The following is a 25538-nucleotide window of genomic DNA, read 5'->3' on the forward strand; positions in this document are numbered from 1 at the left end:
GGGCGACCACGGCCTGCCGGGGACTGCGGCAGGCCGTTGCCTGTGCAGAACGGGGAACCTGCAGTGGATTCGACGGCTGTTTCACACATCCGAACGACGTTCAAGGCCCTTGCGGCGGCCGAGGACGGCGGCGTCCACGTCACACGGTCGTTCTACTCGATCCTGTTCGCGAAGTACCCGGACATGCGCGAGATCTTCCCTGCCGTCATGGAGATGCAGGCAGACCGTCTTCTCCAGGCCATCGCCTACGTCGTCGACAACCTCGACGACATGGACAAGGTCCAGCCCTTCCTCGCGCAGCTCGGCCGTGACCACCGCAGGTACGGGATCACCGAAGACCACTTCATCGCTGTCGGCGGCACCCTGATCGCCACCCTCGAACGCTTCACGAGCACCGAACTGTGGACCGAGGAAGTCGACCTGGCCTGGCGTGAGGCGGTCGCGCTGATCGCCGCGATCATGCTCGGCGAGATCAACTCCAAGGACGGACCGGGCACCTGGACGGGCACCGTCGTCGAACACAAGCAGGTCCTGCAGGACGTCGCCGTGGTGCGATTGCAGCTCGACCAGCCGATGCAGTACGGCGCCGGGCAGTACGTCGGCGTCTCGGTGCCGTCCCGCCCGCGCATGTGGCGGTACCTGTCGCCCGCGATCCCCGCGAACGACGCCGGTCAGATCGAATTCCACGTACGTCGCGTCACGGGGGGATGGGTGAGCCCGGCGATGGTTCGTGAGGTGACACCCGGTGAGGTGTGGAAGCTCAGCGCACCGCTCGGCGGTCTCGGTGTCGACCGCACCCAGGGTCGCGACATGCTGATGATCGCGTCCGGCACCGGCATCGCGCCGCTGCGCGCACAGATCATGGAGATGGCGATGCGCGGCAACAACCCGCGCGTGCACCTCTTCGTCGGCGGCACCTACCCGTGCGACCTGTACGACCTCGAGACGCTGTGGCAGTTGGCGCGGACGAATCCGTGGTTGACGGTGATCCCGGTGTCCGAGGAGAACGTCAATCCGTGGTGGCACACCGACCCCACCCCCGTCGCCCCTCCCGGGATGAGCGCCCGGCTCACCGGCAAGCTCGGCGCGGTGGTCGCCGAGTTCGGGACGTGGGAGGACCGCGACATCCAGATCGTCGGATCGCCGTCCACCGTGCAGACCATCAAGTACCGCCTGCAGGCCAAGGGAACCCCGATGGCGAACATCCGGCACGATCCGCTGTTCTGACCGAGGGTCCCGGCCCGGTTCCTAGCCCACCTGAATCGCCCCTGCTGGGGTGCCGCTGTCGACCAGGGCGCGGACGGTGGAGCGGACCATCGCGGGTGATCCGACGACGAGCACCTGGTGGTCGATGTACGCGCCGTACGAGCTGACGACCTCGGCGAGCGTGCCCTGAATGTAATGGTCGGCGCCGTATCCGACGGCCCCGCGCACGCGGTCGTACCACTGGTCGGGCCAGACCGGGTCGGTGACCTCCTCCACGACGGGAATCACCGTCAGCCAGTCCAGCTGCTCGTCGAGCAGCCACAGCATGTCCGAGGCGTAGAGGTCGCGTGGATTCCGTCCGCCGATGAACAGAAACACCTGCGGCGGGTTCGGACGGCGGGTCAGGTCGAGGATGATCGCGCGCAGCGGCGCCAGGCCGGTGCCGCCTGCGACCATGATCACCTCTCGGGCATCGCGGTCGACGACGAGACGTCCGCTGGGCGCGGCGACCTGCCACTCGTCACCGACGACGGTGTCGGTGACGATGGCCCGGCTGAGCCAGCCGGCGGGCACGGCGCGGACGTGGAATTCGAGCTTGCCGTCGAGTGACGGCGGCAGTGCCGGGGAGTAGCGCCTGCCGACGTTCGGGTTCTGCGGCACGATGACGCCAACGGACTGCCCCGCTGCGAACGGGACGAACTCGCCTTCGAGGCGGATGACGGCGAGGTCCTCACGCAGCCGGTGATGCTGCACGACCGTCACCGTCGACAGTTCCAACTCCTGCTCACTCACGCCGTGCATGGTATGCGCCCGCGGGCGTGTCGATGCGCGGACGTCCGGAACTGCATCGCCGGGCTTTGCGCAACCACTAGAACATGTGTCAGTTTTCGATCTAGTGTGTGAGGCAACCCACGCGCACCCGGCGCCCACGAGAGCGGAGTATTCATGACCACCGACGCCCTGCACCGGCCGCAATTCCTGGCCGACCTGCTGATCACGGCGCTCGAGCGCAACGCAGACCGCCCGGCGCTGTACCTCGGCGACGTCGTCCTGACCGGCGGCCAGATGCGCGACCAGATCAGCAGCTTCGTGCAGGCGCTCGCCTCGCAGGGCATCGGCAAGGGTTCGACGGTGGCGATGCTGTCGAAGAACCGGCCCGAGGTGCTCATCAGCGTCGGATCGCAGATGATCCTCGGCTGCCGCAACACCGCCCTCGCCCCGATGGGCTCGGTCGACGACCACTCCTACATCCTCGGAGACGCCGAGATCGAGACGCTGATCTTCGATCCGACCGCGTTCGAGGAGCGCGCCGCCCAGCTCAAGGACACCGTCCCGACGCTGAAGAACTTCTTCTCCCTCGGCCCGTCCGAGGTGGGCGTCGATATTCTCGCGCTCGCAGCGGAATTCGAGCCCGCGCGGCTCGTCGCCGCCGACGTCGACGGTGACGACGCGTCCAGCATGGTCTACACCGGCGGCACCACCGGCAAGCCGAAGGGCGTCGTCAACACCTTCGCGTCCGGCGTCACGCTGCCGCAGATCCAGATGGCGGAATGGCAGTGGCCCGACGAGATGCGATTCCTCGCCTGCACCCCGCTCTCGCACGCGGGTATGGCGTTCTTCGTTCCGACGCTGATGCGCGGTGGCTCCCTCGTCGTGCTGCCCGCGTTCGAGCCCGGCGCGGTGCTCGAAGCCATCGAGAAGCACAAGATCACCGCCACCATGCTGGTGCCGACCATGATCTACATGCTGCTCGACCACCCGGACCTGAAGACCCGCGACGTCTCCAGCCTGCAGACCCTGTACTACGGCGCGTCCGCGATGTCCCCGGCGCGGCTGCGTGAGGGCATCGAGAAGCTCGGCCCGATCTTCTTCCAGTACTTCGGGCAGTCCGAGTGCGGCATGACGATCTCCGTGCTGCGCAAGGAAGAGCACCTCGCGGACGATCTGGAGAGGCTCGCGTCGTGTGGCCGTCCGGTGCCCTGGCTCAACGTCAAGCTGCTCGACGACGACCTCAACGAGGTCGCGCAGGGCGAGCTCGGCGAGATCTGCGTCCGCGGACCGCTGGTGATGAAGGAGTACTGGAACAAGCCGGCGGAGACCGAGGAGGCGCTGCGCGGAGGTTGGTTGCACACCGGCGACATCGCGCGCGCCGACAAGGACGGCTTCCTGTTCATCGTCGACCGCAAGAAGGACATGATCGTCACCGGCGGGTTCAACGTGTTCCCGCGTGAGATCGAGGACGTCATCTCCGCGCACCCCGCGGTCGCGTCGGTCGCGGTCGTCGGTGTGCCCGACGAGAAGTGGGGCGAGGCAGTCAAGGCGTGCGTCGTGCTGCGCGAGGGGCAGACCGTCGCAGGCGAGGACCTGTCCGCGATGGTCAAGGACGCCAAGGGTGCGGTGCACGCCCCGAAGACCGTCGACTTCGTCGACACCCTGCCGCTGACCCCGATCGGCAAGCTCGACAAGAAGGCCCTGCGCGCCCGCTACTGGGAAGGTTCCGCTCGATCCGTGTAGGTGTCGTCGCCTGTGCGCCTTTGTGATCGCGGGACTACCACGAAGGCGCACAGGCGTAGCCTCGCCACATGGCGACCTACGTCCTCGTTCCCGGCGCCGGCGGGGAGTCGGCGTACTGGCAGTTCGTGACCCCGCTCCTGCGCGAGCGCGGGCACGACGTGATCGCACCGGACCTGCCCAGCGACGACGATGCCGCCGGCCTGGTCGACTACGCCGACGTCGTGGCCGGTGCGGTCGGCGACCGCCGCGATCTGGTCCTGGTGGCGCAGTCGATGGGCGGATTCCTCGTCCCGCTGCTCTGTCCGCGCATCGATGTGCGGCTCGTCGTCCTGGTCGCGGCGATGGTGCCCGAGGAGGGCGAGTCGCCCGGAGACTGGTGGTCGAACACCGGGCAGGAGGCGGCAAGCCGCGCCCTCGCCGTCCAGGACGGTCGCGACCCGGACGCCGATTTCGACCCGATGGTCACCTTCCTGCACGACGTTCCGGCGGACGTGCTCTCCGTTGCGCTCAGTGGTGCTCGCCCGCAATCGGACACGCCGTTCGAGCAGGCGCTGCCGATGCCGCCGTGGCCGGACGTGCCGACCCGGTTCCTGCTGTGCACGCGCGATCGTCTGTTTCCCGCCGACTTCATGCGCCGCGTGGTGCGCGATCGTCTCGGGGTCGAGCCGGACGAGATCGACAGCGGACACCTGCCCGCGCTGGCCCGCCCGGACGAACTCGTGGAACGTCTCGAACGTTTCCGCGTGGCCGGGTGATCGGGTGGCGGTCGAGGCGGACAACTCCAGACGGTGGACGCCCCGCACCCTGCTCGTCGCCGCGCTCGTGCTGGTGGCCGCGCAGACGGCCGTTCGCGGTGCCCTCGCCCTCGGCGGAAACCTGTACTGGGACGACCTGATCCTCACCGGACGGTCCGCCGCGCTCCCGCTGCTCTCTCCCGAGTTCCTGTTCTACAACCACGACGGCCACCTCATGCCCGCCGCGTTCCTGACCGCGGGCATCACGACGGCGCTTGCCCCGCTGCAGTGGTGGGCCGCGGCCGTCACCCTGATCGGACTGCAGTTGCTGGCCGCGCTGGCGGTGCTGCGTGTGCTGTGGCTGCTGATCGGTCCACGCCCCGCACTCCTCGCGGTGCTGGCGCTGTACCTGTTCGCGCCGCTGACGGTGCCGTCGTTCGCGTGGTGGGCGGCGGGGCTGAATTCGCTTCCGCTGCAGGCGGCGCTGGCCTGGGTGGCCGGTGACGCGCTGCTGCTCGCACGGACCGGGCGGCGTCGGTACGCCCTGACTGGAACCCTCGTCACCGCGCTGGCATTGGCGTTCTTCGAGAAATCGGTGCTCGTGCCGTTCGTCGCGTTCGCCGTCGTCGCGTTGACGATGCGGGTCGACGGCGACGCCACCCCGATGCGGTCGGCGTGGCGTTCGGGCAGGCGCCTGTGGCTCGGTACCGGTGCCGTCGTCGCGGTCTGGGCCCCCGTCTACCTCGTCGTCGCCGGCACCGGCATCCACGTCCCCCCGGCGTCCGATGTGATCGCGTTCATCCGTCACGGGACGTCCCTCGGCATCGTGCCGACGCTGCTCGGCGGCCCGTGGCAATGGGAACGCTGGCCCCCAGGACCGCCGTGGGCGGCACCGCCGACCGGACTCGTACTGGCGGCATGGGTGGTGCTCGCAGCGGCCTTCGTCGTCACCGTCCGGGGGACGAAGCGCACCGGCTGGGTGTGGGCGGGCATCGTCGCGTACGTGGCGGCGTCCGAAGTGGCGATGATGCTCGGGCGTTCCGGAGCGGATACCACCCACGAGCTCGCGCAGACGCTGCGCTACACCAGCGACAGCGCCGTGATTCTCGTTCTCGGCCTCGCGATCCTGTTCCGGGCGCCACGACGATCGGTGGCGCGGGCCCCGCGGCCCGACGACACCGGCGCGTTCCGGCGCACGATCACGAACCCCGTCGTCGTGACCGCCCTCGTTGCCGGGCTGGTGGCGTCGAGCGTCTGGTCGACGGTGACCTTCGCGCGCAGTTGGCAGGACAACCCGGGCGCCGACTACCTCGCCACCGCGACCCGGTCGCTGGCCGAACACAGGGATGTTCCGCTGCTCGACCAACCGGTATCGCTGATGACGCTGCTGCCGGTCGCGGCGCCCTGGAACAACGCCTCGAACGTCTTCGCGCCGCTGAAGGACCGGCCCGAATTCGTCGACGCGACATCGGAACTGCGCGTCCTCGACGAGTCCGGACGTCTGGTGCACGCGACCGTCGAGCCGGCGCGGTGGACCGTGCAGGGGTCGGAGCCGCGATGCGGAATCCGGATCGGTCCGGCCGGTGGGGAGGTGCCTCTCACCGGTCCGCTGATGGTCTGGCAGTGGACCGCTCAACTGAACTACCACGCCACGGTGGACGGGGTGGTCGACGTCGGTCTCGGTGCCGGCGAGGCGGTCGCGGTGCCCGTGCACAAGGGCCTGAACCAGGCGTTCGTGCGGATCTACGGGACCGGCGACCACCTGTCGGTTCGGCCCGTGACGCCGGGGCTCCAGCTGTGTCTGGGAGCGGGCCCGGTCGGCGTCGTGCTGCCGGGCACCGACGCGATCGAATGACCGCGGTGACGGGAAGGGCCCGCAACCCTGGCGGGTGCGGGCCCTTCCTCGTGAGCACGGCTCAGTCGCGCGTTGCCGCCAGCGCGTCGTTGAACGTCTTGCTCGGACGCATGACCGCCGCGGTCAGGTCGGCATCGGGCTGGTAGTAGCCCCCGATGTCCACCGGGTTGCCCTGCACGTCGCCCAGCTCACCGACGATCGTGTTCTCGTTCTTCGTGAGAACCTCGGCCAGCGGCGCGAACCGCGACCGCAGCTCCTCGTCCTCGGTCTGCGCGGCGAGTTCCTGGGCCCAGTACATGGCGAGGTAGAACTGGCTGCCGCGGTTGTCGAGCTCGCCGGTGCTGCGGGACGGGCTCTTGTCGTTCTCGAGCAGCTTGCCGGTCGCGGCGTCGAGGGTCTTGGCGAGGAGCACCGCCTTCTCGTTGCCGGTCTTGATGCCGAGATCCTCGAGGCTGACGGCGAGAGCGAGGTACTCGCCGAGCGAATCCCAGCGCAGGTGGTTCTCCTCCAGCAACTGCTTGACGTGCTTGGGGGCCGAGCCACCCGCACCCGTCTCGTACAGGCCACCACCGGCCATCAGGGGCACGACGGACAGCATCTTCGCGCTGGTGCCCAGTTCCAGGATCGGGAACAGGTCGGTGAGGTAGTCGCGCAGGATGTTGCCGGTGGCCGAGATGGTGTCGAGCCCGCGGATGAGCCGTTCCATCGTGTACCGGATCGCGCGGACCTGCGACATGATCTGGATGTCGAGGCCCTCGGTGTCGTGGTCGGCCAGGTACTTCCGCACCTTCCCGATCAGCTCGTTCTCGTGCGGGCGGTACGGATCGAGCCAGAAGACGACCGGCATCCCGGAGTTGCGCGCGCGGGTGACGGCGAGCTTGACCCAGTCCTGGATCGGCTCGTCCTTGACGATGCACAGACGCCAGATGTCGCCCTCTTCGACGTTCTGGGTCAGCAGGACCTCGCCCGTCGCGAGATCGGTGATGTTCGCGACGCCCGCCTCGGGGACCTCGAACGTCTTGTCGTGTGAGCCGTACTCCTCGGCCTTCTGCGCCATCAGACCGACGTTCGGCACGGTACCCATGGTGGTCGGGTCGAACGCGCCGTTGGTCTTGCAGAAGTTGATCATCTCCTGGTAGATCCGGAAGAACGTGGACTCGGGGCTCACCGCCTTGGTGTCCTTCGTCCGGCCGTCGGCGCCGTACATCTTGCCGCCGGCTCGGATCATCGCGGGCATGGACGCGTCGACGATGACGTCGCTGGGGGAGTGGAAGTTCGAGATGCCGCGCGCGGAGTCGACCATCGCCAGCTCGGGACGCTTCTCGTGGCACTTGTGCAGGTCGTCGACGATCTCCTCACGCTGGGCGCTCGGGAGGGACTCGATCTTGCTGTACAGGTCGGACAGGCCGTTGTTGACGTTCACGCCGAGCTCGTCGAAGAGCGCGCCGTGCTTGGCGAAGGCGTCCTTGTAGAAGACCTTCACGGCGTGGCCGAAGACGATCGGGTGCGACACGCGCATCATCGTGGCCTTGACGTGCAGGGAGAACATCATGCCCGTCTTGTAGGCGTCCTCCATCTGCTCCTCGTAGAACTCGATGAGGGCCTTCTTGCTCATGAACATGCTGTCGATGACGTCGCCGTCGGTGAGCGACACCTTCGGCTTGAGGACGACGGTCTTGCCGCTGGTGGTCAGCAGCTCCATCTTCACCTCGCGGTCACCGTCGACCGTCATCGACTTCTCGCCGTGGTAGAAGTCGCCGTGGCGCATGTGTGCGACGTGCGTGCGTGACGCCGGGGACCACTCGCCCATGCTGTGGGGATGCTTGCGGGCGTACTCCTTGACGGCGCGCGGGGCGCGGCGGTCCGAGTTGCCCTCGCGAAGCACGGGGTTGACCGCGCTGCCCAGGCACTTGGTGTACCGGTCCTTGATCGCTGCTTCCTCGTCGGTCTTCGGGTTCTCCGGGAAGTCCGGCACCGCGAAGCCGTGCGCCTGCAGTTCCTTGATCGCGGTGAGGAGCTGCGGCACCGAGGCGCTGATGTTCGGCAGCTTGACGATGTTCGTCTCCGGCAGCTGCGTCAGCCGGCCCAGCTCGGCCAGGTTGTCCGGTACCCGCTGTTCCTCGGTCAGGTGGTCGCCGAACTCGGCGAGGATGCGGGCGGCCACGGAGATGTCGCTGGTCTCGACGTTGATCCCGGCTGCATCGGCGAACGTGCGGATCACTGGAAGGAATGCGTGGGTCGCCAGCATCGGCGCCTCGTCCGTCAGTGTGTAGATGATTGTCGGTTGTTCCACGCTCATGTTCTGCTCTCTGCTCCCGTCTCGGCCGGACACGTGTTGGTGTCCGCGGCTCAGGTCAGGCCACGGGGTGATGGCCACTGTCACTATCCGCCATCGCGCTCGCGGCGGTGTAGGCGCCGTCTCATTCGAGCCGGAATCGGGGCTCCGGTCACCGGGTCGTGGAGCGACGAATGTCGTCGCGCACCCGGTTCCGCATCGGAGTCGGCGAGGTCGAACGAGTGGGAAACCGGGTTGTCCGGCTTCTCCGAGAATTTTCAAAGTTGAGCGGAACAGACTCAACCTTTCGTGCGTTGATCTTGATGACAACGCCGCACCAGCCGCGCCTAGGCTGACAGGTGGCGACCTACGTCCTCTCGAAGGGGTGACCAGTGGACTCGTTTTCTCCGACCACCAAGACTCAGGCGGCCTTGACGGCCGCCCTGCAATCCGCATCCTCGGCAGGCAATCCGGACATTCGTCCGGCGCACCTGCTCGTGGCGCTGCTCGACCAGACGGACGGCATCGCCGCGCCGCTCCTCAAGGCGGTCGGCGTCGACCCGACCGTCGTACACCGAGAGGCGCAGGCCCTCGTCGACCGGCTACCCCAGGTGACCGGCGCAACCGCTCAGCCGCAACTCGGTCGTGAGGCGATCGCCGCGATCACCGCGGCGCAGCACCTCGCCACCGAGATGGACGACGAGTACGTCTCCACCGAGCACGTCCTCTTCGGGCTCGCGTCGGGCGACTCCGATGTGGCGAAGATCCTCACCGGACACGGCGCCACCCCGCAGGCACTGCGGGATGCATTCACCGCCGTCCGCGGCAGCGCCCGCGTCACCAGCCCCGACCCCGAGGGCAGCTACCAGGCGCTCGAGAAGTACTCGACCGACCTCACCGCCGCCGCCCGCGCGGGCAAGCTCGACCCCGTCATCGGCCGCGACACCGAGATCCGCCGCGTCGTGCAGGTTCTCAGCCGCCGCACCAAGAACAACCCGGTGCTCATCGGTGAGCCCGGCGTCGGCAAGACCGCCATCGTCGAAGGGCTCGCGCAGCGCATCGTCGCGGGCGACGTCCCGGAGTCGTTGCGCGGCAAGACCGTCATCTCCCTCGACCTCGGTTCGATGGTCGCGGGCGCCAAGTACCGCGGCGAGTTCGAGGAGCGTCTCAAGGCCGTTCTCGACGACATCAAGAACTCGGCCGGGCAGGTCATCACGTTCATCGACGAGCTGCACACCATCGTCGGCGCGGGCGCGACCGGCGAATCCGCCATGGACGCAGGCAACATGATCAAGCCGATGCTCGCCCGCGGCGAACTGCGACTGGTCGGCGCCACCACTCTCGACGAGTACCGCAAGTACATCGAGAAGGACGCCGCCCTGGAGCGTCGCTTCCAGCAGGTGCTCGTCGGTGAGCCGTCGGTCGAGGACACCGTCGGCATCCTGCGCGGACTCAAGGAGCGCTACGAGGTGCACCACGGCGTGCGCATCACCGACTCGGCTCTCGTGGCGGCGGCCACGCTGTCGGACCGCTACATCACGTCCCGATTCCTGCCGGACAAGGCGATCGATCTCGTCGACGAGGCGGCGTCGCGACTCCGCATGGAGATCGACTCGCGTCCCGTCGAGATCGACGAGGTGGAACGGAAGGTGCGTCAACTCGAGATCGAGGAGATGGCACTGACCAAGGAGACCGACGCCGCCTCCCAGGACCGGCTCGCGAAGCTGCGCGAAGAGCTCGCCGACGACCGCGAGAAGCTCTCGCAGTTGAGCGCACGCTGGCAGAACGAGAAGCAGGCCATCGACTCGGTCCGCGAGATCAAGGAGCAGCTCGAGGAACTGCGGGGTGAGTCGGAGCGTGCCGAACGCGACGGCGACCTCGGCAAGGCCGCCGAGTTGCGGTACGGCCGGATCCCCACGCTGGAGAAGGATCTCGAGGCCGCGGTGGAGGCGTCCGGTGGCGCCTCCGACGGCGACGTGATGCTCAAGGAGGAGGTCGGCCCGGACGACGTCGCCGATGTCGTCGCCGCGTGGACCGGCATTCCCGCCGGTCGGATGATGGAAGGTGAGACGGCCAAGCTGCTGCGGATGGAATCGGAGCTCGGCAAGCGTGTCGTCGGTCAGTCCGACGCCGTGCAGGCTGTTTCCGACGCGGTGCGCAGGGCGCGTGCCGGGGTCGCCGACCCGAACCGGCCGACGGGCTCGTTCATGTTCCTCGGCCCGACCGGTGTCGGCAAGACCGAGCTCGCGAAGGCGTTGGCGGACTTCCTGTTCGACGACGAGCGGGCGATGGTGCGGATCGACATGTCCGAGTACAGCGAGAAGCACTCGGTCGCACGCCTCGTCGGCGCGCCTCCCGGGTACGTCGGCTACGAGACCGGTGGCCAGCTGACCGAAGCGGTGCGTCGACGGCCGTACACGGTGGTGCTGTTCGACGAGGTCGAGAAGGCGCACCCGGACGTGTTCGACATCCTGCTGCAGGTGCTCGACGACGGCAGGCTCACCGACGGGCAGGGCCGCACCGTCGACTTCCGCAACACCATCCTGATCCTCACCTCGAATCTCGGGGCGGGTGGTGACAAGGAGCAGGTGATGGCCGCGGTGCGGTCGAAGTTCAAGCCGGAGTTCATCAACCGGCTCGACGACGTCGTGATCTTCGATCCGCTGTCGGAGGAGCAGCTCGAGTCGATCGTCGACATCCAGCTCGGCCAGCTCGCCAAGCGTCTGCAGGCGCGGCGGCTCACGCTGGACGTGTCGCCCGCGGCGCGCATGTGGCTGGCCGTCCGTGGGTACGACCCGCTGTACGGGGCACGGCCCCTGCGTCGGCTCATCCAACAGTCGATCGGTGACCAGCTCGCGAAGAAGTTGCTCGCGGGTGAGGTGCACGACGGGGACGCGGTCTCGGTCGGAGTATCCGAGGACGGCGATCGGCTGGTTCTCGGCTGACACGCACAGACGCACGGTCCGGGAGGGGGTATTTCGGACCGTGCGTCTGCTTTTCACGCATCCGGCTCATGACTCGTGAGGGGCGAGGCATGCGGTGCCGAATACGGCGTCGTGCCAACAGGCACTCGATCGAAACTATCGGCATCATTCGCGTGGATCAACGAAATCGACACGACCCGAGTGAGACACATGTCACGCATGTCTTGCGCGACATCCGGGTTGGAGTGTGATCCGAGGGTGAGGCGGACGACACAATGCGCGCGGATGACTCTCCACACCCGCCTCCCGACGGTATTGTTCGCAACCACCGCGCCGGGAGGCGGTGCGGTGCACGGGGACCGACGGTGCACGGGGGCATCAAGTGCACGGGGATTGCAGTGCCGAGGGGTTCGCAGTGTCATGGGGTATGCACTGCCAGGGGATATGCAGGGGGCAACAGCAGTGGTGAGCAACAGGTCCGGGCGTCCGCAGAAAACGGCGATGATCATCGCGCGGCGCATCGTCGGAGAGATCCACCGAGGCGGTCTCGTGCGGGGCGACAAACTGCCGTCCGAGAAACTCATGCTCGACGAGTACCAGGTGGGTCGCGGCACCCTGCGTGAAGCGTTGCGCTACCTCGAACTGTCCGGGGCCATCTCCCTCAAACCGGGGCCCGGCGGCGGACCCACCGTCGAGAAGCCCGACGCGACCCACCTGATGAACAGCCTCGGGCTCGTCCTCCAATTCGAAGGTGCACCCTTCTCGACCATCGTCGAGGCCCGCGCCGGGCTCGAGCCGATGGCCGCGCGGCTCGCGGCCGAACGGATCACCGGCGACCAGCTGCAGGCACTGGCCGACTCGGTCACGAAGATGGGCGAGAACCTCCGCGACCTCGAGGTGTTCCTCGAGACCAACAGGGTCTTCCACGACGTCATCGCGACGGCATCGGGCAACGTCCTGTTCGGATACCTGATCGACGCCGTCGACGGGATCTTCGAAGGCGTCGCGGTCGGAGTCGAGTATCCGACCGTCCGGCGAGCGAAGGTTCACGAGGCGCACCGGGCGATCCTCGACGCCATCGAATCGGGTGACGGCACGGCGGCTGAAGAGGCGATGCGCACGCACGTGGCGGAACTGTCGGCCTACCTCCGGAAGAAGTTCCCCAGCGCATTGTCGAAGCCGGTCACCTGGGAAGCAATGCAGTGAAGGGGCGGGAGCAGGGGTAGTGCCCGCACCGTCTCACAGGCGCGCCTCAGGATCTGCCCCTACCCTGGAGGGTCGGCCCGAACCCGCGGAGAGAGCAGGCCCGAACCATGAGCAACACGGACGACAAGCGCACACCCGACGGCACAGAAGCGCTGCCCGTCGACGCCGATCCGACATCGGACTGGGCGCCGCGCCCGAACCCGCAGACACCGGACCAGCAGACGGAGCGGCTGGATCCGCAGGGCTACACCACCAACCCGTACGAGGCGTACGGCGGCGGGCCCACCCAGTCGATTCCCACACACGTCGATCCGGCACAGAACCAACCCACGCAGGCGTATCCGACGTACGAGGCGTACCAGGGCCAGCAGCAGCCGAACGCCACGCAGGCGTATCCGACGTACGAGGCGTACCAAGGTCAGCAGCAGCCGAACGCCACGCAGGCGTATCCGACGTACGAGGCGTACCAAGGTCAGCAGCAGCCGAACGCGACGCAGGCGTATCCGACGTACGAGGCGTACCAAGGTCAGCAGCAGCCGAACGCGACGCAGGCCTACCCGACGGGTGATCCTCGGCAGCCGTACCCGCCGGAGCAGCCGTACGAGTCGGGCGAACCGGGTGGCGGCAAGAAGGGGCCGAGCAAGGGCGTGCTCGTCGCGGCGGTCACCGTCGCAGGGCTGTTGCTGATCGCGGTCATCGGAGTCGGCGCGTTGCTGTTCTCGGGTGGCGACGACGACACGACGGCATCGGCGCCGACGACGACACGGGCACTGCCGCCGGCGCCAATACCGGCACCGAGCACACCCCGGTCCGCGGATCCCGAGATCGTGCCCCCGGACCTGTCGCAGATCCCGGGTGGTGTCGGCGAGGCGATCGGAGCGGCGGGTGCCGCTATCGGGAGCGTCACCTCCAACGACGGCACCACCCTGATCCTCAATGGGATCGGTGGTTCCAAGGTGACGGTGACGACCGACGCGTCCACGCAGGTGATCGCGATCGGCGCGAGCAGCGTCGACGAGCTCGACGTGGGGGAGACGGTGCTCGTCCAGGGCGACCCGGGCCCGGACGGCACGGTCGCCGCCCGCGTCATCATCAGCACCACGATTCCGAATCTGGGTGAGTTCGGTGGCAACTGACGCGGCCCCCGATCCGAGCGAGTTCGAGCCGAGTGCCGCGCGTGTCGGTCCGGCTGGATATTGTGGCGTGCAATGACGCTCATCTGGTTCGGACTCTCGGCGATCGCGCTCGCGGGCGCGGTCGTGTTGTTGTACATCGATCGCGACCGCCGTGAGCAGTTCGGCCGGGTCCGGCAGATGTGGGCGAAGGCGCAGGGCTACATCTACAACGAGTCCGACGACCATCTCCCGTCCACCTGGCATCGGGCCGCGCTCTCCCGGCAGGAGTATCTCGGTGCGGTCGACGTGGTGCACGGCACCCGGCGCGGTGAGAACTTCGTGCTGTTCGACCTGCCCGAGTCGATGACGATCGTCGCGGTGCAGCGGACCTCCGGTTCCGACGTCGACATCGACCTGCGTCTCAAGTCGACGCCGCCGCCCAAGGACTCGGACCTGAATCTGCTCGGTGCCATCGGGCCGCGCGTGGTGTTCACGACCGACCTCGAGATCGCCCGTCGCGTGTGCGACCAGCGGATGGTGACGTTCACCGAGTCGGTGCCCCCGCAGATCCAGATGTTGTGGAGCGAGGGCGACTGGACGCTCGGCTCGCTTCCGATCACGAGCAGTGGCCGGGACTGGGAAGCCGCCATCGAAGCGGTGTCGCGGCTGTCGGGCATTCTGCACGTCCTGCCGCCCGCGTCCCAGCCGACGGGCACTCGCTCGGGCAGCGTGCACGATCCGGGTCGGCCTCGTCCGCATCCGCTGGATCTTCACGACGACTGACGAGTTCTCGCCGCCTGACCGGTGTGGCGGGTGATGTCCGAAGTGAGTAGATTTCTGCTCCGTGACTGTTGTGGCGATTGTGCTTGTTGTTGCCCTGGTTGTGTGCTGGGTCGCGACCGTGGCGCGCCGCGTGCGGCGGTGCAGCGCGAGCCTCACCGCGAGTCGCGCGCTCCTCGAGACGGAGATCGACCGTCGTCACGCGCAGACCGAGACCCTCGTGGCAGCGACGCGCGTCGCGGGGGTCGGCTCGGCATTCACCGGGCCGCTCGCCGGGGCCCGATCACTGGCGATCGGCGTCCGCGACCAGGGCCTGACGCTGCGTGAACGGGCGGGCGCCGAGAATGCGCTGTCCGTCGCCCTGCACGCGGTGACGAACGTCGCGGCGACGGACCCGACGGTGAAGAACGACTGGGCGGTCCAGCGCCCCATCCTCGACCTCGCGACCACCGAGCAGCGTCTCGCCGGAGCGGCCCGCGTCTACAACGACCACGCTGCCGCGATGAACGCACTGCTCCGCGGAGTCACGCGTGCGCCGGCCCAATTGTTCGGCGCCCTCCCGGCCACCCTGTTCGAAGCGGACGTCACCGAGGTGGCGCCGTACGCCGACGACGCGGTGCGGTCGTCGGATGATCATGGCCTAGGCTCATTGGTCGAGACTGGACGCGACGAGGGAGCGGTTCGATGACGGAAAAGGCTGAGCTCGCAGGGCTCGTACGCGAGCTGGCTGTGGTGCACGGCAAGGTCACCCTGTCGTCCGGCAAGGAAGCCGACTACTACGTGGACCTGCGTCGCGCGACGCTGCATCACCGCGCGGGACCGCTCATCGGCTCCCTGCTGCGTGACCTCGTCGCGGACTGGGACTTCGACGCCGTCGGTGGCCTCACCATGGGAGCCGACCCGGTCGCGCTCGCCGTCATGCACGCCCCCGGACGCCCCATCGACGCGTTCGTGGTCCGCAAGGCAGCGAAGGCGCACGGCATGCAGCGTCAGATCGAGGGCCCGGACGTCGTGGGCAAGCGGGTGCTCGTCGTCGAGGACACCACCACCACCGGCAACTCCCCGCTGACCGCGGTCCGCGCGCTGCGTGAGGCCGGCGCGATCGTCGTCGGCGTCGCGACCGTCGTGGACCGTGCCACCGGCGCCGACGAGGTCATCGCCGCCGAGGGCGTCGAGTACCGGTCGCTGCTCGGTTTGGCAGATCTGGGCTTGTAGCCGCCCTCGGCGCTCGTGCGCCTTCTGGGGTCCAGGGGACCCGCGATCAACGCACGAGCGGCGGCGCCCCCTATCGTGGTGCGGTGCCGATCCGGAAGACCACGACCGCGCTCGCCGACGGCCGCGAGCTGATCTACTTCGACGACACCGCGCCGTACGTGGACGGGTCGGCGACACGCGAACTGCGCGACAGCAGGACGCTCGATGCCGTCGCGTCGACCGGGACGATGCGCTACGACGTCCTCACCGGCGAGTGGGTGACGCTCGCGTCGCACCGCAACGCCCGGACCTTTCAGCCCGCGGCCGCCGAATGCCCCCTGTGCCCGACCCGTCCGGGCCTGCCCGCGACGGAGATCCCCGGCGACTACGACGTTGCGGTGTTCGAGAACCGCTTCCCGTCCTTCGCATCCGGAGTGGCGGAGCCCGGCGCGGACCATGTCGACGGCGAACCGCTGTGGCCGCAACGCGCCGCGGCAGGCCGCTGCGAGGTGGTGTGTTTCACCAGCGATCATGACGTCGACTTCGCTCGGCTACCGGTGTCGCGGGTGCGGACGGTGCTGGGCGCGCTGGTCGACCGGACCCGCGCGCTGTCGGCGTCGCCCGGTGTCGCGCAGGTGTTCTGCTTCGAGAACCGTGGCGCGGAAATCGGTGTGACGCTGGATCATCCACACGGGCAGATCTACGCCTACCCGACGGTGACGCCACGAACGGAGGCGCTGCTGCGGCAGTCGCGTGCGCACCGTGCCCGGACCGGAGGCAACCTCCTGCGCGACGTCATGGACGCCGAACGACGCGCCGGGACCCGCATGGTGCTCGAGGGTGAGCACTGGTGCGCCTACGTGCCTGCAGCGGCCCGCTGGCCGGTGGAACTGCACGTCGCGCCGCTGCGTGACGTCGCGGACCTCACCGAACTCACCGATGCCGAACTCGACGAGCTCGCCGGCGTGTACGTCGACGTACTGGGACGGCTGGACCGGTACTTCGACGGAGTCGAGCGGCTGCCGTACATCGCGGGCTGGCACCAGGCGCCGGTCGGCGACGGTCGGGAACTGGGCCGGCTGTACCTGCAGGTGTTCTCGCTGATGCGGTCGCCACACCGGATGAAGTACCTGGCCGGGTCGGAATCGACGATGGGGGCATGGATCTCCGACGCCGCACCGGAGTCCATCGCGGCCCGCTTGCGCGACGTGGCGCCGGGGCGGTCGGCGCCGTGACGGAGTGGGTGCGGGCGACGCCCGACGCGGATCTCGCCGCATCGGCGACCGCGACGTTCCGGGATGCGTTCGGAGGTCCTCCGGACGGGGTGTGGGTGGCACCGGGCCGAGTGAATCTGATCGGCGAGCACGTGGACTACGCGGGCGGACTGTCGCTGCCGATCGCGCTGTCTCACCTCACCGCCGTCGCCGTGCGGCAACGCGGGGACGGATACCTCCGTCTGCGGTCGGGTCTCGGGTCGTGGGAGGGCGCGGTGGACGCCGTCGGGCCCGGCGCTCCGTCGGGATGGCCGGCGTACCTCGCCGGGGTGGTGTGGGCGATGCGTCGAGGCGGATTGTGCGACACCGATTTCGGCGCCGATGTCGCGGTCGCGTCGGCGGTCCCGATCGGTGCGGGCCTGTCGAGTTCGGCGGCGCTGGAGTGTGCACTGGCGATCGCGGTCGCCGACCTGGTCGGTGCGCCGACCGACGACGCCGGACGCACCGCGCTCGCAGCCGCGTGCGTCGCGGCGGAGAACGAGATCGCCCTCGCCCCGACCGGCGGCATGGACCAGGCGATCGCCCTGCACGCCAGGGCCGGTCACGCAGTCCTCGTCGACTCGGGCGACGGTACCGTCGCCCCCGTCCCGTTCGACCTCGCAGCGGACGGCCTGGCGCTGCTGGTGATCGACACCCGCGCCCCGCACCGTCTCGTCGACGGGAAGTACGCGCAGCGGCGGCGGTCGGTGGAGGATGCGGCAGCGCGGCTCGGCGTGCCGACGCTGCGGCACGCGACGCGCACCGATCTGGACCGACTGGGTGATCCGCTCACGGAACGCCGGGCCAGGCATGTCGTCACCGAGATCGACCGGGTGCGGGAAGTCCTGCAGTTCTTGAGCTCTGGACGTCTCAGAGATGTGGGCGCCGTGCTCACCTCCTCGCATGTCTCGCTGCGCGACGATTTCGAGGTGTCCTGTCCCGAACTCGACAGCGCGGTCGACGCCGCGCTTGCCGCAGGCGCGCACGGAGCCCGGATGACGGGCGGCGGATTCGGAGGCTCCGCCATCGCACTCGTGGACGCGGTGGATGTGGACAAGGTTGCGGGGGAGGTGCTTTCGACGGCAGAAACGCGGGGGCTTGTGGCCCCCGCGTTCCTCCGGATCGACACCGGGGGAGCCGCGGCGCGGCGTGTGACCCCGGTGTCGTGACGTTCCGATTACGGAACCACGAAGTAGGCCTGGATGGACGAAGAGGTTCGAGGTCGGACGCGCACCCCATTCCATGCACGCCCCACGAGTTCTGAGCGACCGTCGCCGAGACCGATCGCGTGGGTCCGTCCTGTAGGCCGTTGCACCTGAACCTGCACCTGGCCTTCGCGGCCGGTCATCGGCAGGTACGCCTCCTGGCGCGACAAGAGCGCCGGCTGCGGTGCGGCAGCCGAAGTCGCGCATCGGCGGTCTGCGACGGTGAATCCTGCGCCGGCGTGCCGATGTGGACAAGGCGGTGGGGAACCCTGCTCGACGCCCGGAGCAGGGTGGTCCGCGCGGACGCGGTCCCCGCGGGTTCGTTGGTAGACTGCATTGGTGCAGATCAGGTACAGGGCTCCGCGTATGGAGCTGCGGTCTGCCTTCATTCCCGCGAGTGCCGAGTGCTCATCCGACAGATATGCGGTGCGGTTCGGTGCCCCGTCGATGGTGTTCGTTGAGGAGAACCTGCGCCCCGGCGGGACGAACGGGTACACCACCTCGTGGGGGACCAACGCGCACGGCAAGCTCGCGGGCGCCCCGCCGCCAGCACTGGACTGAGCGGCTCCTTCTCGGCGTACACCTTGACCTTCCTCGATTACCCTGCCCGGACGGGCATAGGCGGACGGTCGAACCGCAACCTCGTCGGTATCCGATAGGTGTGCCCCTGAACCGCTTGCAGTCGACTTCCCTTTCCCTGGCTCGATCCACCCTCTTGCAGGGGTGGTGAGTCCGGTCTGCCGATGGAGTGAGATGAACCCAAATACTGTTCCTGACCGCAATCTGGCCCTAGAACTCGTTCGTGTCACCGAGGCGGGCGCTCTTGCCGCCACCCGCTGGGTCGGCCGCGGTGACAAGGAAGGCGGCGACGGCGCCGCGGTCGACGCGATGCGCGCGATGCTTGCAACCGTCGCCATGGACGGCATCGTGGTGATCGGCGAGGGCGAGAAGGATGATGCACCGATGCTTTTCAATGGGGAACGCGTCGGTGACGGGACCGGCCCGGAGTGTGATTTCGCAGTAGACCCGGTGGAGGGCACCACACGGATGGCCACCGGCAGTCCCGGCGCGATCAGTGTCGTCGCGGTCGCCGAGCGAGGCACGATGTACGACCCGTCGGCAGTGTTCTACATGGACAAACTCGTGGTCGGGCCCGAGGCCGCGGGGCTGGTGGATCTGGACATGCCGACTGCCGACATCGTCGAGGTGGTCGCGAAGGCGAAAGGGATCCGGCGGCGGGACGTGACCGTCGCGGTTCTGGACCGGCCACGCCACCAGCGTCTGATCGACGATATCCGCGGCTGCGGCGCGCGGGTGAATCTGCTCGGTGACGGGGATGTGGCGGCTGCGATCGCCGTCACCCGCCCCGAGTCGGGTATCGACATCGCCGCGGGAATCGGGGGCAGCCCCGAAGCGGTGCTCGCCGCCGCGGCATTGCGTTGTGCGGGCGGTGAGATCCAGGCCCGGATCGCCCCACGGGACACTGGCGAGGTTGACCGCGCCCGTGCGGCCGGCCACGACACCGATCAGGTGCTGTCGACCACCGATCTCGTTCGGGGCGAGAACGTGTTCTTCGCCGCGACCGGTGTCACGGACAGCCCCCTGCTCGACGGTGTCCGCTTCCACGGTGGACGCGCGCTCACACAATCGATCGTGATGCGCAGCCGGAGCGGAACGCAACGCATCATCAACGCCGAACACATCTGGCCGCAGGCACCACGCGCCCGCTGACCAACCGGTCCCGGCAGGCTCTCGCCCTCCACCGGAAAGTGCCGACCGAACGGCATGGCAACTTCGCCCGGGCGGACTGCTGGCACTCGCAGAACTTGCGGAAGGCCCGGCCCCCATCGGGGACCGGGCCTTCCGTGTGTTGGGTCAGTGGCTGTTGTCGTTGTTGAAGTGTTGGTCGGCGCTGCCGTTGCCGTCCGCGCCGGGGCCGCGGCCGTCGGTGCCAGGCTCGACGTGGTTGGTCTTGGTGTGCACGAAGTCGTAGTAGACGCTCATGTCGGCTGTGTTCACTACGGGCAGTACGAGCTGTAGTCCGCGGCCGTGTCGCTTTGTTCCGCTTCCGAGAATGTCTTGTCAGGCAACATCACCACCCGCAACGCCTGACACTCCTCGTATGAGTACGACGGACCCTCGTCTCGAGCGGGCGCGTTCCCATCGTTGCCACCGAAACCGCCACCAACACGCAACGAAACTCGGTGGACATGTCGGCGTCGCGGAGCTGTTGTAACCAGGCTGGACGCAATACAGCGTCGACTCCTGTCCGACAACGGGAATGGACTTCCGTGAAACGAGTGCCGTCGAGATTTCGTATGGATCCTGGTGTGGACGTGAGAGTGGGGGTAGGTGTGAATGCATGGCTACTGAGGAACCTCCCGACTTGAGGATTGATGAGCTTGAGCGCGGGATCGGGGTGTGGGCGGGTACTCGCAGGTGGGGGGCGTGTGCAGGTGCCGCCGGCTTGTTTCGGCTGGTGTCTGAAGGTGGTGGTGTATCCACCAGGAATCAGTGCAGGGGAACCGCGGTGGATGCGGTGAGCGTGGCTTCTTCCGTCGTCGGCGGTGGTCGTGTTTCGGGCGATGGTTGCGGTGGTGGGAGAGGGGCTCACAGCGTGGGCGGCCTGATCAGTGAGTTGGAGTGTGAATTCAGGCGGGCACGTTGTCATTCGGTGGCGTCCTCGATAGGGCTGGCCATTGGGGGACTGGGTCGATGATTGATCCAGTCGTGTTGGCACTGCTCGGTATTCCACTGTTGGTGCTGTCGACGGTGAGATTTCTCAATCGACGCGATGAGCGTCGTGACACTGCCCGGGAGCAGTCGGCGCCAGGAATGGTGCGCATCGCCGGGTCGGGAGGTCCCGTTCCACAGGCTGTGGGATGTGATTGAACCAGCCGACCCATTCGAGGGTGGCGGATCTCGACATGGTCCGTGGCCCGCAGCAGTCCCTGGGTCCTGATCAGTTCGTTGGTGTCAGTCGATCGGTTCTGCGAGCACGTTGTCGTATCTGTTGCCGGTTGCGCCGATCGAGGCATCGATGCCGGCGTCGATACGGATGATCGTTGAGGGCCACGGACGTGTACAGAAGCCTCGGCAGAACTGGTTTCTGCACCGGCTTGTCCGGACGCCCTCCTGCGGATCAGTGATCGTGGCGCGCTGGGTCCTGCCGTGACGGGCTCCCTCGAGGCCGATATATCCCCCATCAGGCGTTCGGCCGTGCGGCGGGCCACCCCGATGCCCTCCCGGTGGCAGTGCAGCCATATCTCGCGGGCGCCGTCGACCGAGTAGTTCTCCCGGTGAACGCGTGCGATCTCCACGTTGAGGTCTTTGTCGTGGATCTGCCGCTTCGAGGGCTGACGCCGGCGCCGCATCCCTGTGCGGTCAGCACGCGGCAGATCGGTTCGACCGCCGCGAAGTAGATCGACGCAGGAACCAGAATACTGCTGGCGCGCTTGAGTTCTCGATCATCGTCCCGGAGTCGACGTGTTCTCGGGTTCCGGGTGAGTACTGGATCGGCGACGAGTGTCCGGAACGATCCGACCGACGCGAGACGGTTGCCTCGAACTGGTGGTGCATCACTACGGTCTTCCTGCCGCCGGCTCGAGTGACCGGTGACGTGCCGGCACGCCTTTCCCGACAATGCCGCAACCTGGTGGGAGTGATGTCACCGCCACCGAGCGCGTCGAATGCGATCGACGCGGCAGGAACGGGGGGTCCTTGAGCAGCGTGCACCGCACGACCGCGGTACCGCCGTCAGGCCCGCAGGCTCAGATTCCGGTGTGCGGGGTTGATGTGGAACGCGATCTGGCACACCAGCGCATCGCTGTGCTTGCGCAGGGCGTGTTCGATCTCGTCGGCGCGGTGAGTGGGCAGGAGCCGGTGCCACGTGGTGGCGGGTTCGATGGTGGCCACGACCACGAACACGCGGTCGTCTCCGAAGTGGGTGCGAATGTATCGCGCCAGCGACAGCCCGACCGAGTTGTCTGTGTCCTCGATCAGAATGAGTCGAGTGTCGGGGTACCGTTCCTGCCACTGCCGGGTGAACTCGGTTGTGGATTCGTGGGGGTGGCAGACGCGGATCGCGGCCGGCGTAGGTGTCATCGCCGTGGCGGCGGCCAACGCCATCCGGCTCAGTTCGGTCACCCCTGACACCGGAACCAGTACCGTCGGCCGTGATCCGATGACGCGTGGGCCAACACGGTCCGGGCCGATGGTGAGCCGGTCGCCGAGGTGTTCGTAGGCGGCGCGGACCCGTTGCATCCCTGCCACGAGCAGCGGTAGGGCAACGACGACGAGCCAGGCGCCCTCGGTGAACTTCATTGTCGTGGTCACCACTGCCGCAACGGCGGTCAACAGTGCGCCTGTGCCGTTGAGGGCGGTTCGCCATGCCCATCCAGACGTCCGCTCGATGCACCAATGCCGCACCATCCCGACCTGCGCCAGGGTGAATCCGACGAACACACCGATGGCGAACAGGGGCACGAGGGCGTTCATGTTGCCCCCGGATCCGATCACCAGCACCCCGGCCGCGACCCCCAGCGCCAGCACCCCATACGCGTACACGTCCCGGGAAGTTCGCCGGGCAAGTCGATGGGGTAGAAGGTTGTCGTCGGCGAGAACGCGCATCAGGGTCGGCAAACCGCCGTACGAGGTGTTTGCTGCGAGCGCCAGCAGCACCACCGTCGAGAACTGGACGACGTAGTAGCCGGCACCGTCTCCGAGGGACGCCGCGGTGAGCTGGGAGAGCACGGTGGTGCCCTCGACGGGGGCGAGTGAGAACTTTTCGATCAGTACAGCCAGACCGATCAGCATCGTGCCGAGGAGCACACCCAGTGCCACTTCGGCGCGCTGAGCATTGACCACTCGTGGCGTCCTGAAGCTCGGGACGGCATTCGCGATCGCCTCCACACCCGTGAGCGCCGCGCACCCACTCGAAAAGGCCTTGAGCAGTAGCAGAATGCCGATCGTGTGGGCATTGTCCATGGCGACACCTTCGCCGACGGTGCCCGCCGGTTCCGAGCGCAGCAGGCCGGCGACGATGACGGTGAGGATGCTCGCGACGAAGACGATCGTCGGAAGCATGAACGCACGAGCCGAATCCGCGATTCCCCGCAGGTTCAGTGCGGTGATACCGAGCAGGATCACCAGCGCGATCCACACCGTGTAGGGAAGCAGCGCGGGAAAGGCCGATGTCAACGCCGCCACACCGGCCGCGATCGACACGGCGACGTTGAGAACGTAGTCGATGATCAACGATGCCGCCGCGGTCAGACTCGACCGCCGGCCCAGGCGTTTGCGTGCCACCGCGTAGGCGCCGCCGCCGTTGGGGAATGCCGCGATGACCTGACGATAGGACGCGACCAACACGGCCAGGAGTACGGCAATGGCGACAGTGACCGGGAGGGTGAAGCCCAGTCCGGCTCCTCCCGCGACCGCCAGCACCAGGACGATGGCCTCGGGCCCGTAGGACACCGAGGCCATCGCATCGAGGGAGAGCCCCGCCAATCCTGTCGCAACAGAGAGTTTCTTCCGTTCGCTGCCGGAACGGGTCACCCCGGGTTCCTGGTGGCCGATCGTGGCTCCAATTCTCACTGGCCCAGCGTGAGCATTTTCGCGGTGACAGAGAAGCACTTTGACACCATCTTGACGATCGCGGCGAGCTCCTGACGCACCTCACTTGCCCGCTGCACCACCTCCCGGAGCAACCACAACCGTCTCGCATGGCACTGCTGGACAACGGAATGTGCCTCCGGCTGCCGATTGTCGAGGCGAGTGCGCGGGCCGCACCGGCATCGACCGCACACGGGCCCGAGACGGCGCCCGGCATCGAATCCGGGCGTTCGACCCGATCCTGACGACTTCCAGACGCCGGAAATCGTGAATCGGACGCTGAGTTCGGCCCACCCGGTGGTGGAATGGGGTATTCCCCCGGCGCCAGCAGTCCTCAGCGCTCGCCGTCTGGGACGAGGGTGACATGACGATTGTGGACAACGCGGTGTACGTCGACGGGAAACGTACCGACAACCAGGAAAGCCACGACTGCACCTACGAGACCATGCGGGGCGTGGCGGGATGGCCTGGATCGGTCTGTACCGGCCCGACCGCGCCGAAATCAGCTCCGCCGCGAACGAGTTCGACCTGCATCATCTCGCGGTCGACGATGCCATCGCTGCCCACCAACGACCCGAACTCGAACGATAGGACACCACGTTGTTGGTCGTCCTGCGCCCTGCCCGCTATCTCGACGACGTGGAGAAGGTCGAATTCGGTCCCCACACCTGCTGAAACTGGGGCCGGAGGCGGTTCTGTATGCGGTCAAGAAGATCTCGGCCTGGGCCGCCATCCTTTTCGCTCCCACCCTGGTGGGAACCATCTACGGGATGAATCTTGACCACATGCCCGAACTCGGCTGGACCATCGGGTACCCGCTGGCGCTGGTGCTGATGGTGGCAACCTCGGTGGTCCTGTTCCGGGTCTTCAAACGTCAGCGCTGGTTGTAGTCGACGCCTCTGTGTCGTCCAACACGGCACGTGATCGCCCTGTCACCTCCCCGGCGAACGGGCGGGTCATGAAGGTGATGCTGGGGCGAGGGAACCGGTAGGTGACGCACGCCGTCTCGATGGTGTCGTTGACGGACTCGATCAGGTCGGCTTCGTGACCGGCCGGCGAATGGTCCATTTCGAGGACCAGCTCGGGCAGGATCAGTCCGTGATCGAGGTAGACCTGGTGCATTAGGGAGATCACCAGGTCGATGGTGGCCCGCGAGCTCGGTGTTTGGGGATCGCCGCCGGGGTGCAGCGTGCAGCTCAAACCCACGAGTGTGAGGTTTGGCTGTGCGATGGCCTCGGCGAGCTCACGGCCAATCGAATCCCGCGTGGCGGAATCGGCCCGCGAGGGGACATGGACCAACGTGTTGCAGCGCAGTCGTGGATCGACCCGGTGTCGACGCTGGAGATGAATGGTCATCGAATCCTCCTCGGTCACCCCGGTGTCCGTAGATTCGTGGGGGCCTGCTTCCCGGTGTACCGGCCTGATCGGGTGGCGGGCACCATACTGGCGCGTTTCTGACAGCGCTGACGCAAACCCTGATGCCCCGGTTACACCGGGGTCGCGCGCCCCTGAATCTTCTCCGAACGCCACCCGGAACTCGCTCGTCGTGTCACCGCTCGCGCTTGCCTTGCCGCCGGCTGTGTAGTGGCTCCGGTCATCGTGGTCACCCGTACCCTCGTCGGACTCGTCGGCATGGTCGTCTGCGTCAATCAGGGTCCCCGGCC

18 protein-coding genes and 2 pseudogenes are annotated in these 25538 nt (G+C 67.7%); 15 read left to right on the plus strand and 5 right to left on the minus strand.

Annotated elements, in window-relative coordinates; translation table 11 throughout:
* Positions 1 to 63: 63 nt before the first annotated feature.
* Entirely contained in the window at positions 64 to 1227 is a 1164-nt protein-coding gene (locus tag RHCRD62_RS14160; protein WP_050065380.1) for a globin domain-containing protein, read from the plus strand.
* A gap of 21 nt (positions 1228 to 1248) precedes the next feature.
* Here RHCRD62_RS14160 and RHCRD62_RS14165 read toward each other — a convergent pair whose 3' ends face one another.
* On the minus strand, positions 1249 to 2007 hold the full coding sequence (locus RHCRD62_RS14165) for an FAD-binding oxidoreductase (protein ID WP_050065381.1): 759 nt from the start codon (positions 2005 to 2007) through the stop codon (positions 1249 to 1251).
* Positions 2008 to 2151: 144 nt separating this feature from the next.
* Here RHCRD62_RS14165 and RHCRD62_RS14170 point away from each other — a divergent pair, with 144 nt between their 5' ends.
* The 3 genes from RHCRD62_RS14170 (at position 2152) to RHCRD62_RS14180 (ending at position 6309) form a co-directional block, all read left to right on the plus strand.
* The gene (locus RHCRD62_RS14170) at positions 2152 to 3720 is read left to right on the plus strand and encodes an AMP-binding protein (protein WP_050065382.1); all 1569 of its coding nucleotides are present in this window, start codon (positions 2152 to 2154) and stop codon (positions 3718 to 3720) included.
* 68 nt (positions 3721 to 3788) lie between these two features.
* Entirely contained in the window at positions 3789 to 4475 is a 687-nt protein-coding gene (locus tag RHCRD62_RS14175) for an alpha/beta fold hydrolase (RefSeq protein WP_050065383.1), read from the plus strand.
* Between the two features lie 4 nt (positions 4476 to 4479).
* Positions 4480 to 6309: a hypothetical protein gene (locus RHCRD62_RS14180; protein ID WP_050065384.1), complete on the plus strand. Its 1830-nt coding sequence runs from the start codon at positions 4480 to 4482 to the stop codon at positions 6307 to 6309.
* 61 nt (positions 6310 to 6370) lie between these two features.
* Here RHCRD62_RS14180 and RHCRD62_RS14185 read toward each other — a convergent pair whose 3' ends face one another.
* Complete coding sequence (locus RHCRD62_RS14185; protein ID WP_050065385.1) at positions 6371 to 8608, minus strand: NADP-dependent isocitrate dehydrogenase; 2238 nt, start codon at positions 8606 to 8608, stop codon at positions 6371 to 6373.
* 368 nt (positions 8609 to 8976) lie between these two features.
* Here RHCRD62_RS14185 and clpB point away from each other — a divergent pair, with 368 nt between their 5' ends.
* The 10 genes and pseudogenes from clpB to glpX all read left to right on the plus strand — a co-directional run.
* Positions 8977 to 11529, plus strand: coding sequence for an ATP-dependent chaperone ClpB (gene clpB, locus RHCRD62_RS14190; protein ID WP_050065386.1), 2553 nt, complete (start codon positions 8977 to 8979; stop codon positions 11527 to 11529).
* 444 nt (positions 11530 to 11973) lie between these two features.
* Positions 11974 to 12714, plus strand: a complete 741-nt coding sequence (locus RHCRD62_RS14195; protein WP_253277324.1) for a FadR/GntR family transcriptional regulator — start codon at positions 11974 to 11976, stop codon at positions 12712 to 12714.
* Between the two features lie 107 nt (positions 12715 to 12821).
* Complete coding sequence (locus RHCRD62_RS14200) at positions 12822 to 13850, plus strand: DUF5666 domain-containing protein (RefSeq protein WP_050065388.1); 1029 nt, start codon at positions 12822 to 12824, stop codon at positions 13848 to 13850.
* A gap of 72 nt (positions 13851 to 13922) precedes the next feature.
* The gene (locus RHCRD62_RS14205) at positions 13923 to 14612 is read left to right on the plus strand and encodes a type III secretion system chaperone family protein (RefSeq protein WP_157050931.1); all 690 of its coding nucleotides are present in this window, start codon (positions 13923 to 13925) and stop codon (positions 14610 to 14612) included.
* A 61-nt stretch (positions 14613 to 14673) separates the two neighbouring features.
* Positions 14674 to 15297, plus strand: a complete 624-nt coding sequence (locus RHCRD62_RS14210; protein WP_084734278.1) for a LemA family protein — start codon at positions 14674 to 14676, stop codon at positions 15295 to 15297.
* Positions 15294 to 15824 carry an orotate phosphoribosyltransferase gene (pyrE, locus tag RHCRD62_RS14215; RefSeq protein WP_050065390.1) on the plus strand — a complete coding sequence of 177 codons (531 nt, stop codon included), beginning with the start codon at positions 15294 to 15296 and terminating at the stop codon, positions 15822 to 15824. Before RHCRD62_RS14210 ends, pyrE begins: the two co-directional genes overlap by 4 nt.
* 89 nt (positions 15825 to 15913) lie before the next feature.
* On the plus strand, positions 15914 to 17038 hold the full coding sequence (galT, locus tag RHCRD62_RS14220) for a galactose-1-phosphate uridylyltransferase (RefSeq protein ID WP_050065804.1): 1125 nt from the start codon (positions 15914 to 15916) through the stop codon (positions 17036 to 17038).
* Positions 16963 to 18225: a galactokinase gene (galK, locus tag RHCRD62_RS14225; RefSeq protein WP_084734279.1), complete on the plus strand. Its 1263-nt coding sequence runs from the start codon at positions 16963 to 16965 to the stop codon at positions 18223 to 18225. Before galT ends, galK begins: the two co-directional genes overlap by 76 nt.
* A gap of 375 nt (positions 18226 to 18600) precedes the next feature.
* Positions 18601 to 18822, plus strand: a complete 222-nt coding sequence (locus tag RHCRD62_RS14230; RefSeq protein ID WP_050065391.1) for a hypothetical protein — start codon at positions 18601 to 18603, stop codon at positions 18820 to 18822.
* A gap of 192 nt (positions 18823 to 19014) precedes the next feature.
* Positions 19015 to 19962 (plus strand): annotated as a pseudogene (gene glpX / locus RHCRD62_RS14235) (class II fructose-bisphosphatase); the annotation flags it as partial.
* A gap of 174 nt (positions 19963 to 20136) precedes the next feature.
* On the opposite strand, the gene RHCRD62_RS26615 reads toward glpX, so the two are convergent.
* Together RHCRD62_RS26615 and RHCRD62_RS14240 are read right to left on the minus strand one after the other, a co-directional pair.
* Positions 20137 to 20265, minus strand: a complete 129-nt coding sequence (locus RHCRD62_RS26615; RefSeq protein ID WP_301280722.1) for a hypothetical protein — start codon at positions 20263 to 20265, stop codon at positions 20137 to 20139.
* A gap of 1752 nt (positions 20266 to 22017) precedes the next feature.
* Positions 22018 to 23745 carry an APC family permease gene (locus tag RHCRD62_RS14240; RefSeq protein WP_157050959.1) on the minus strand — a complete coding sequence of 576 codons (1728 nt, stop codon included), beginning with the start codon at positions 23743 to 23745 and terminating at the stop codon, positions 22018 to 22020.
* Positions 23746 to 24238: 493 nt separating this feature from the next.
* Between RHCRD62_RS14240 and RHCRD62_RS25495 the strand changes: the two are divergent.
* Positions 24239 to 24764, plus strand: a pseudogene (locus tag RHCRD62_RS25495) (CorA family divalent cation transporter).
* Here RHCRD62_RS25495 and RHCRD62_RS14245 read toward each other — a convergent pair.
* On the minus strand, positions 24742 to 25230 hold the full coding sequence (locus RHCRD62_RS14245; protein ID WP_157050932.1) for a hypothetical protein: 489 nt from the start codon (positions 25228 to 25230) through the stop codon (positions 24742 to 24744). The pseudogene RHCRD62_RS25495 and the gene RHCRD62_RS14245 sit on opposite strands and share 23 nt — an antisense overlap.
* Between the last annotated feature and the right edge of the window lie 308 nt (positions 25231 to 25538).

This window comes from Rhodococcus sp. RD6.2, from assembly GCF_001040705.1.
Taxonomy (GTDB): domain Bacteria; phylum Actinomycetota; class Actinomycetes; order Mycobacteriales; family Mycobacteriaceae; genus Rhodococcus_G.

What these genes read in the sequence shown, in the direction of transcription:
- RHCRD62_RS14165 (WP_050065381.1), bottom strand. Translation starts at nt 2,007, where the DNA reads ATGCACGGCGTGAGTGAGCAGGAGTTGGAACTGTCGACGGTGACGGTC.
- RHCRD62_RS14185 (WP_050065385.1), bottom strand. Translation starts at nt 8,608, where the DNA reads ATGAGCGTGGAACAACCGACAATCATCTACACACTGACGGACGAGGCG.
- RHCRD62_RS26615 (WP_301280722.1), bottom strand. Translation starts at nt 20,265, where the DNA reads ATGAGCGTCTACTACGACTTCGTGCACACCAAGACCAACCACGTCGAG.
- RHCRD62_RS14205 (WP_157050931.1), top strand. Translation starts at nt 13,923, where the DNA reads ATGACGCTCATCTGGTTCGGACTCTCGGCGATCGCGCTCGCGGGCGCG.
- RHCRD62_RS14240 (WP_157050959.1), bottom strand. Translation starts at nt 23,745, where the DNA reads ATGGCCTCGGTGTCCTACGGGCCCGAGGCCATCGTCCTGGTGCTGGCG.
- pyrE (WP_050065390.1), top strand. Translation starts at nt 15,294, where the DNA reads ATGACGGAAAAGGCTGAGCTCGCAGGGCTCGTACGCGAGCTGGCTGTG.
- RHCRD62_RS14200 (WP_050065388.1), top strand. Translation starts at nt 12,822, where the DNA reads ATGAGCAACACGGACGACAAGCGCACACCCGACGGCACAGAAGCGCTG.
- RHCRD62_RS14245 (WP_157050932.1), bottom strand. Translation starts at nt 25,230, where the DNA reads ATGACCATTCATCTCCAGCGTCGACACCGGGTCGATCCACGACTGCGC.
- galK (WP_084734279.1), top strand. Translation starts at nt 16,963, where the DNA reads ATGGATCTCCGACGCCGCACCGGAGTCCATCGCGGCCCGCTTGCGCGA.
- RHCRD62_RS14170 (WP_050065382.1), top strand. Translation starts at nt 2,152, where the DNA reads ATGACCACCGACGCCCTGCACCGGCCGCAATTCCTGGCCGACCTGCTG.
- RHCRD62_RS14175 (WP_050065383.1), top strand. Translation starts at nt 3,789, where the DNA reads ATGGCGACCTACGTCCTCGTTCCCGGCGCCGGCGGGGAGTCGGCGTAC.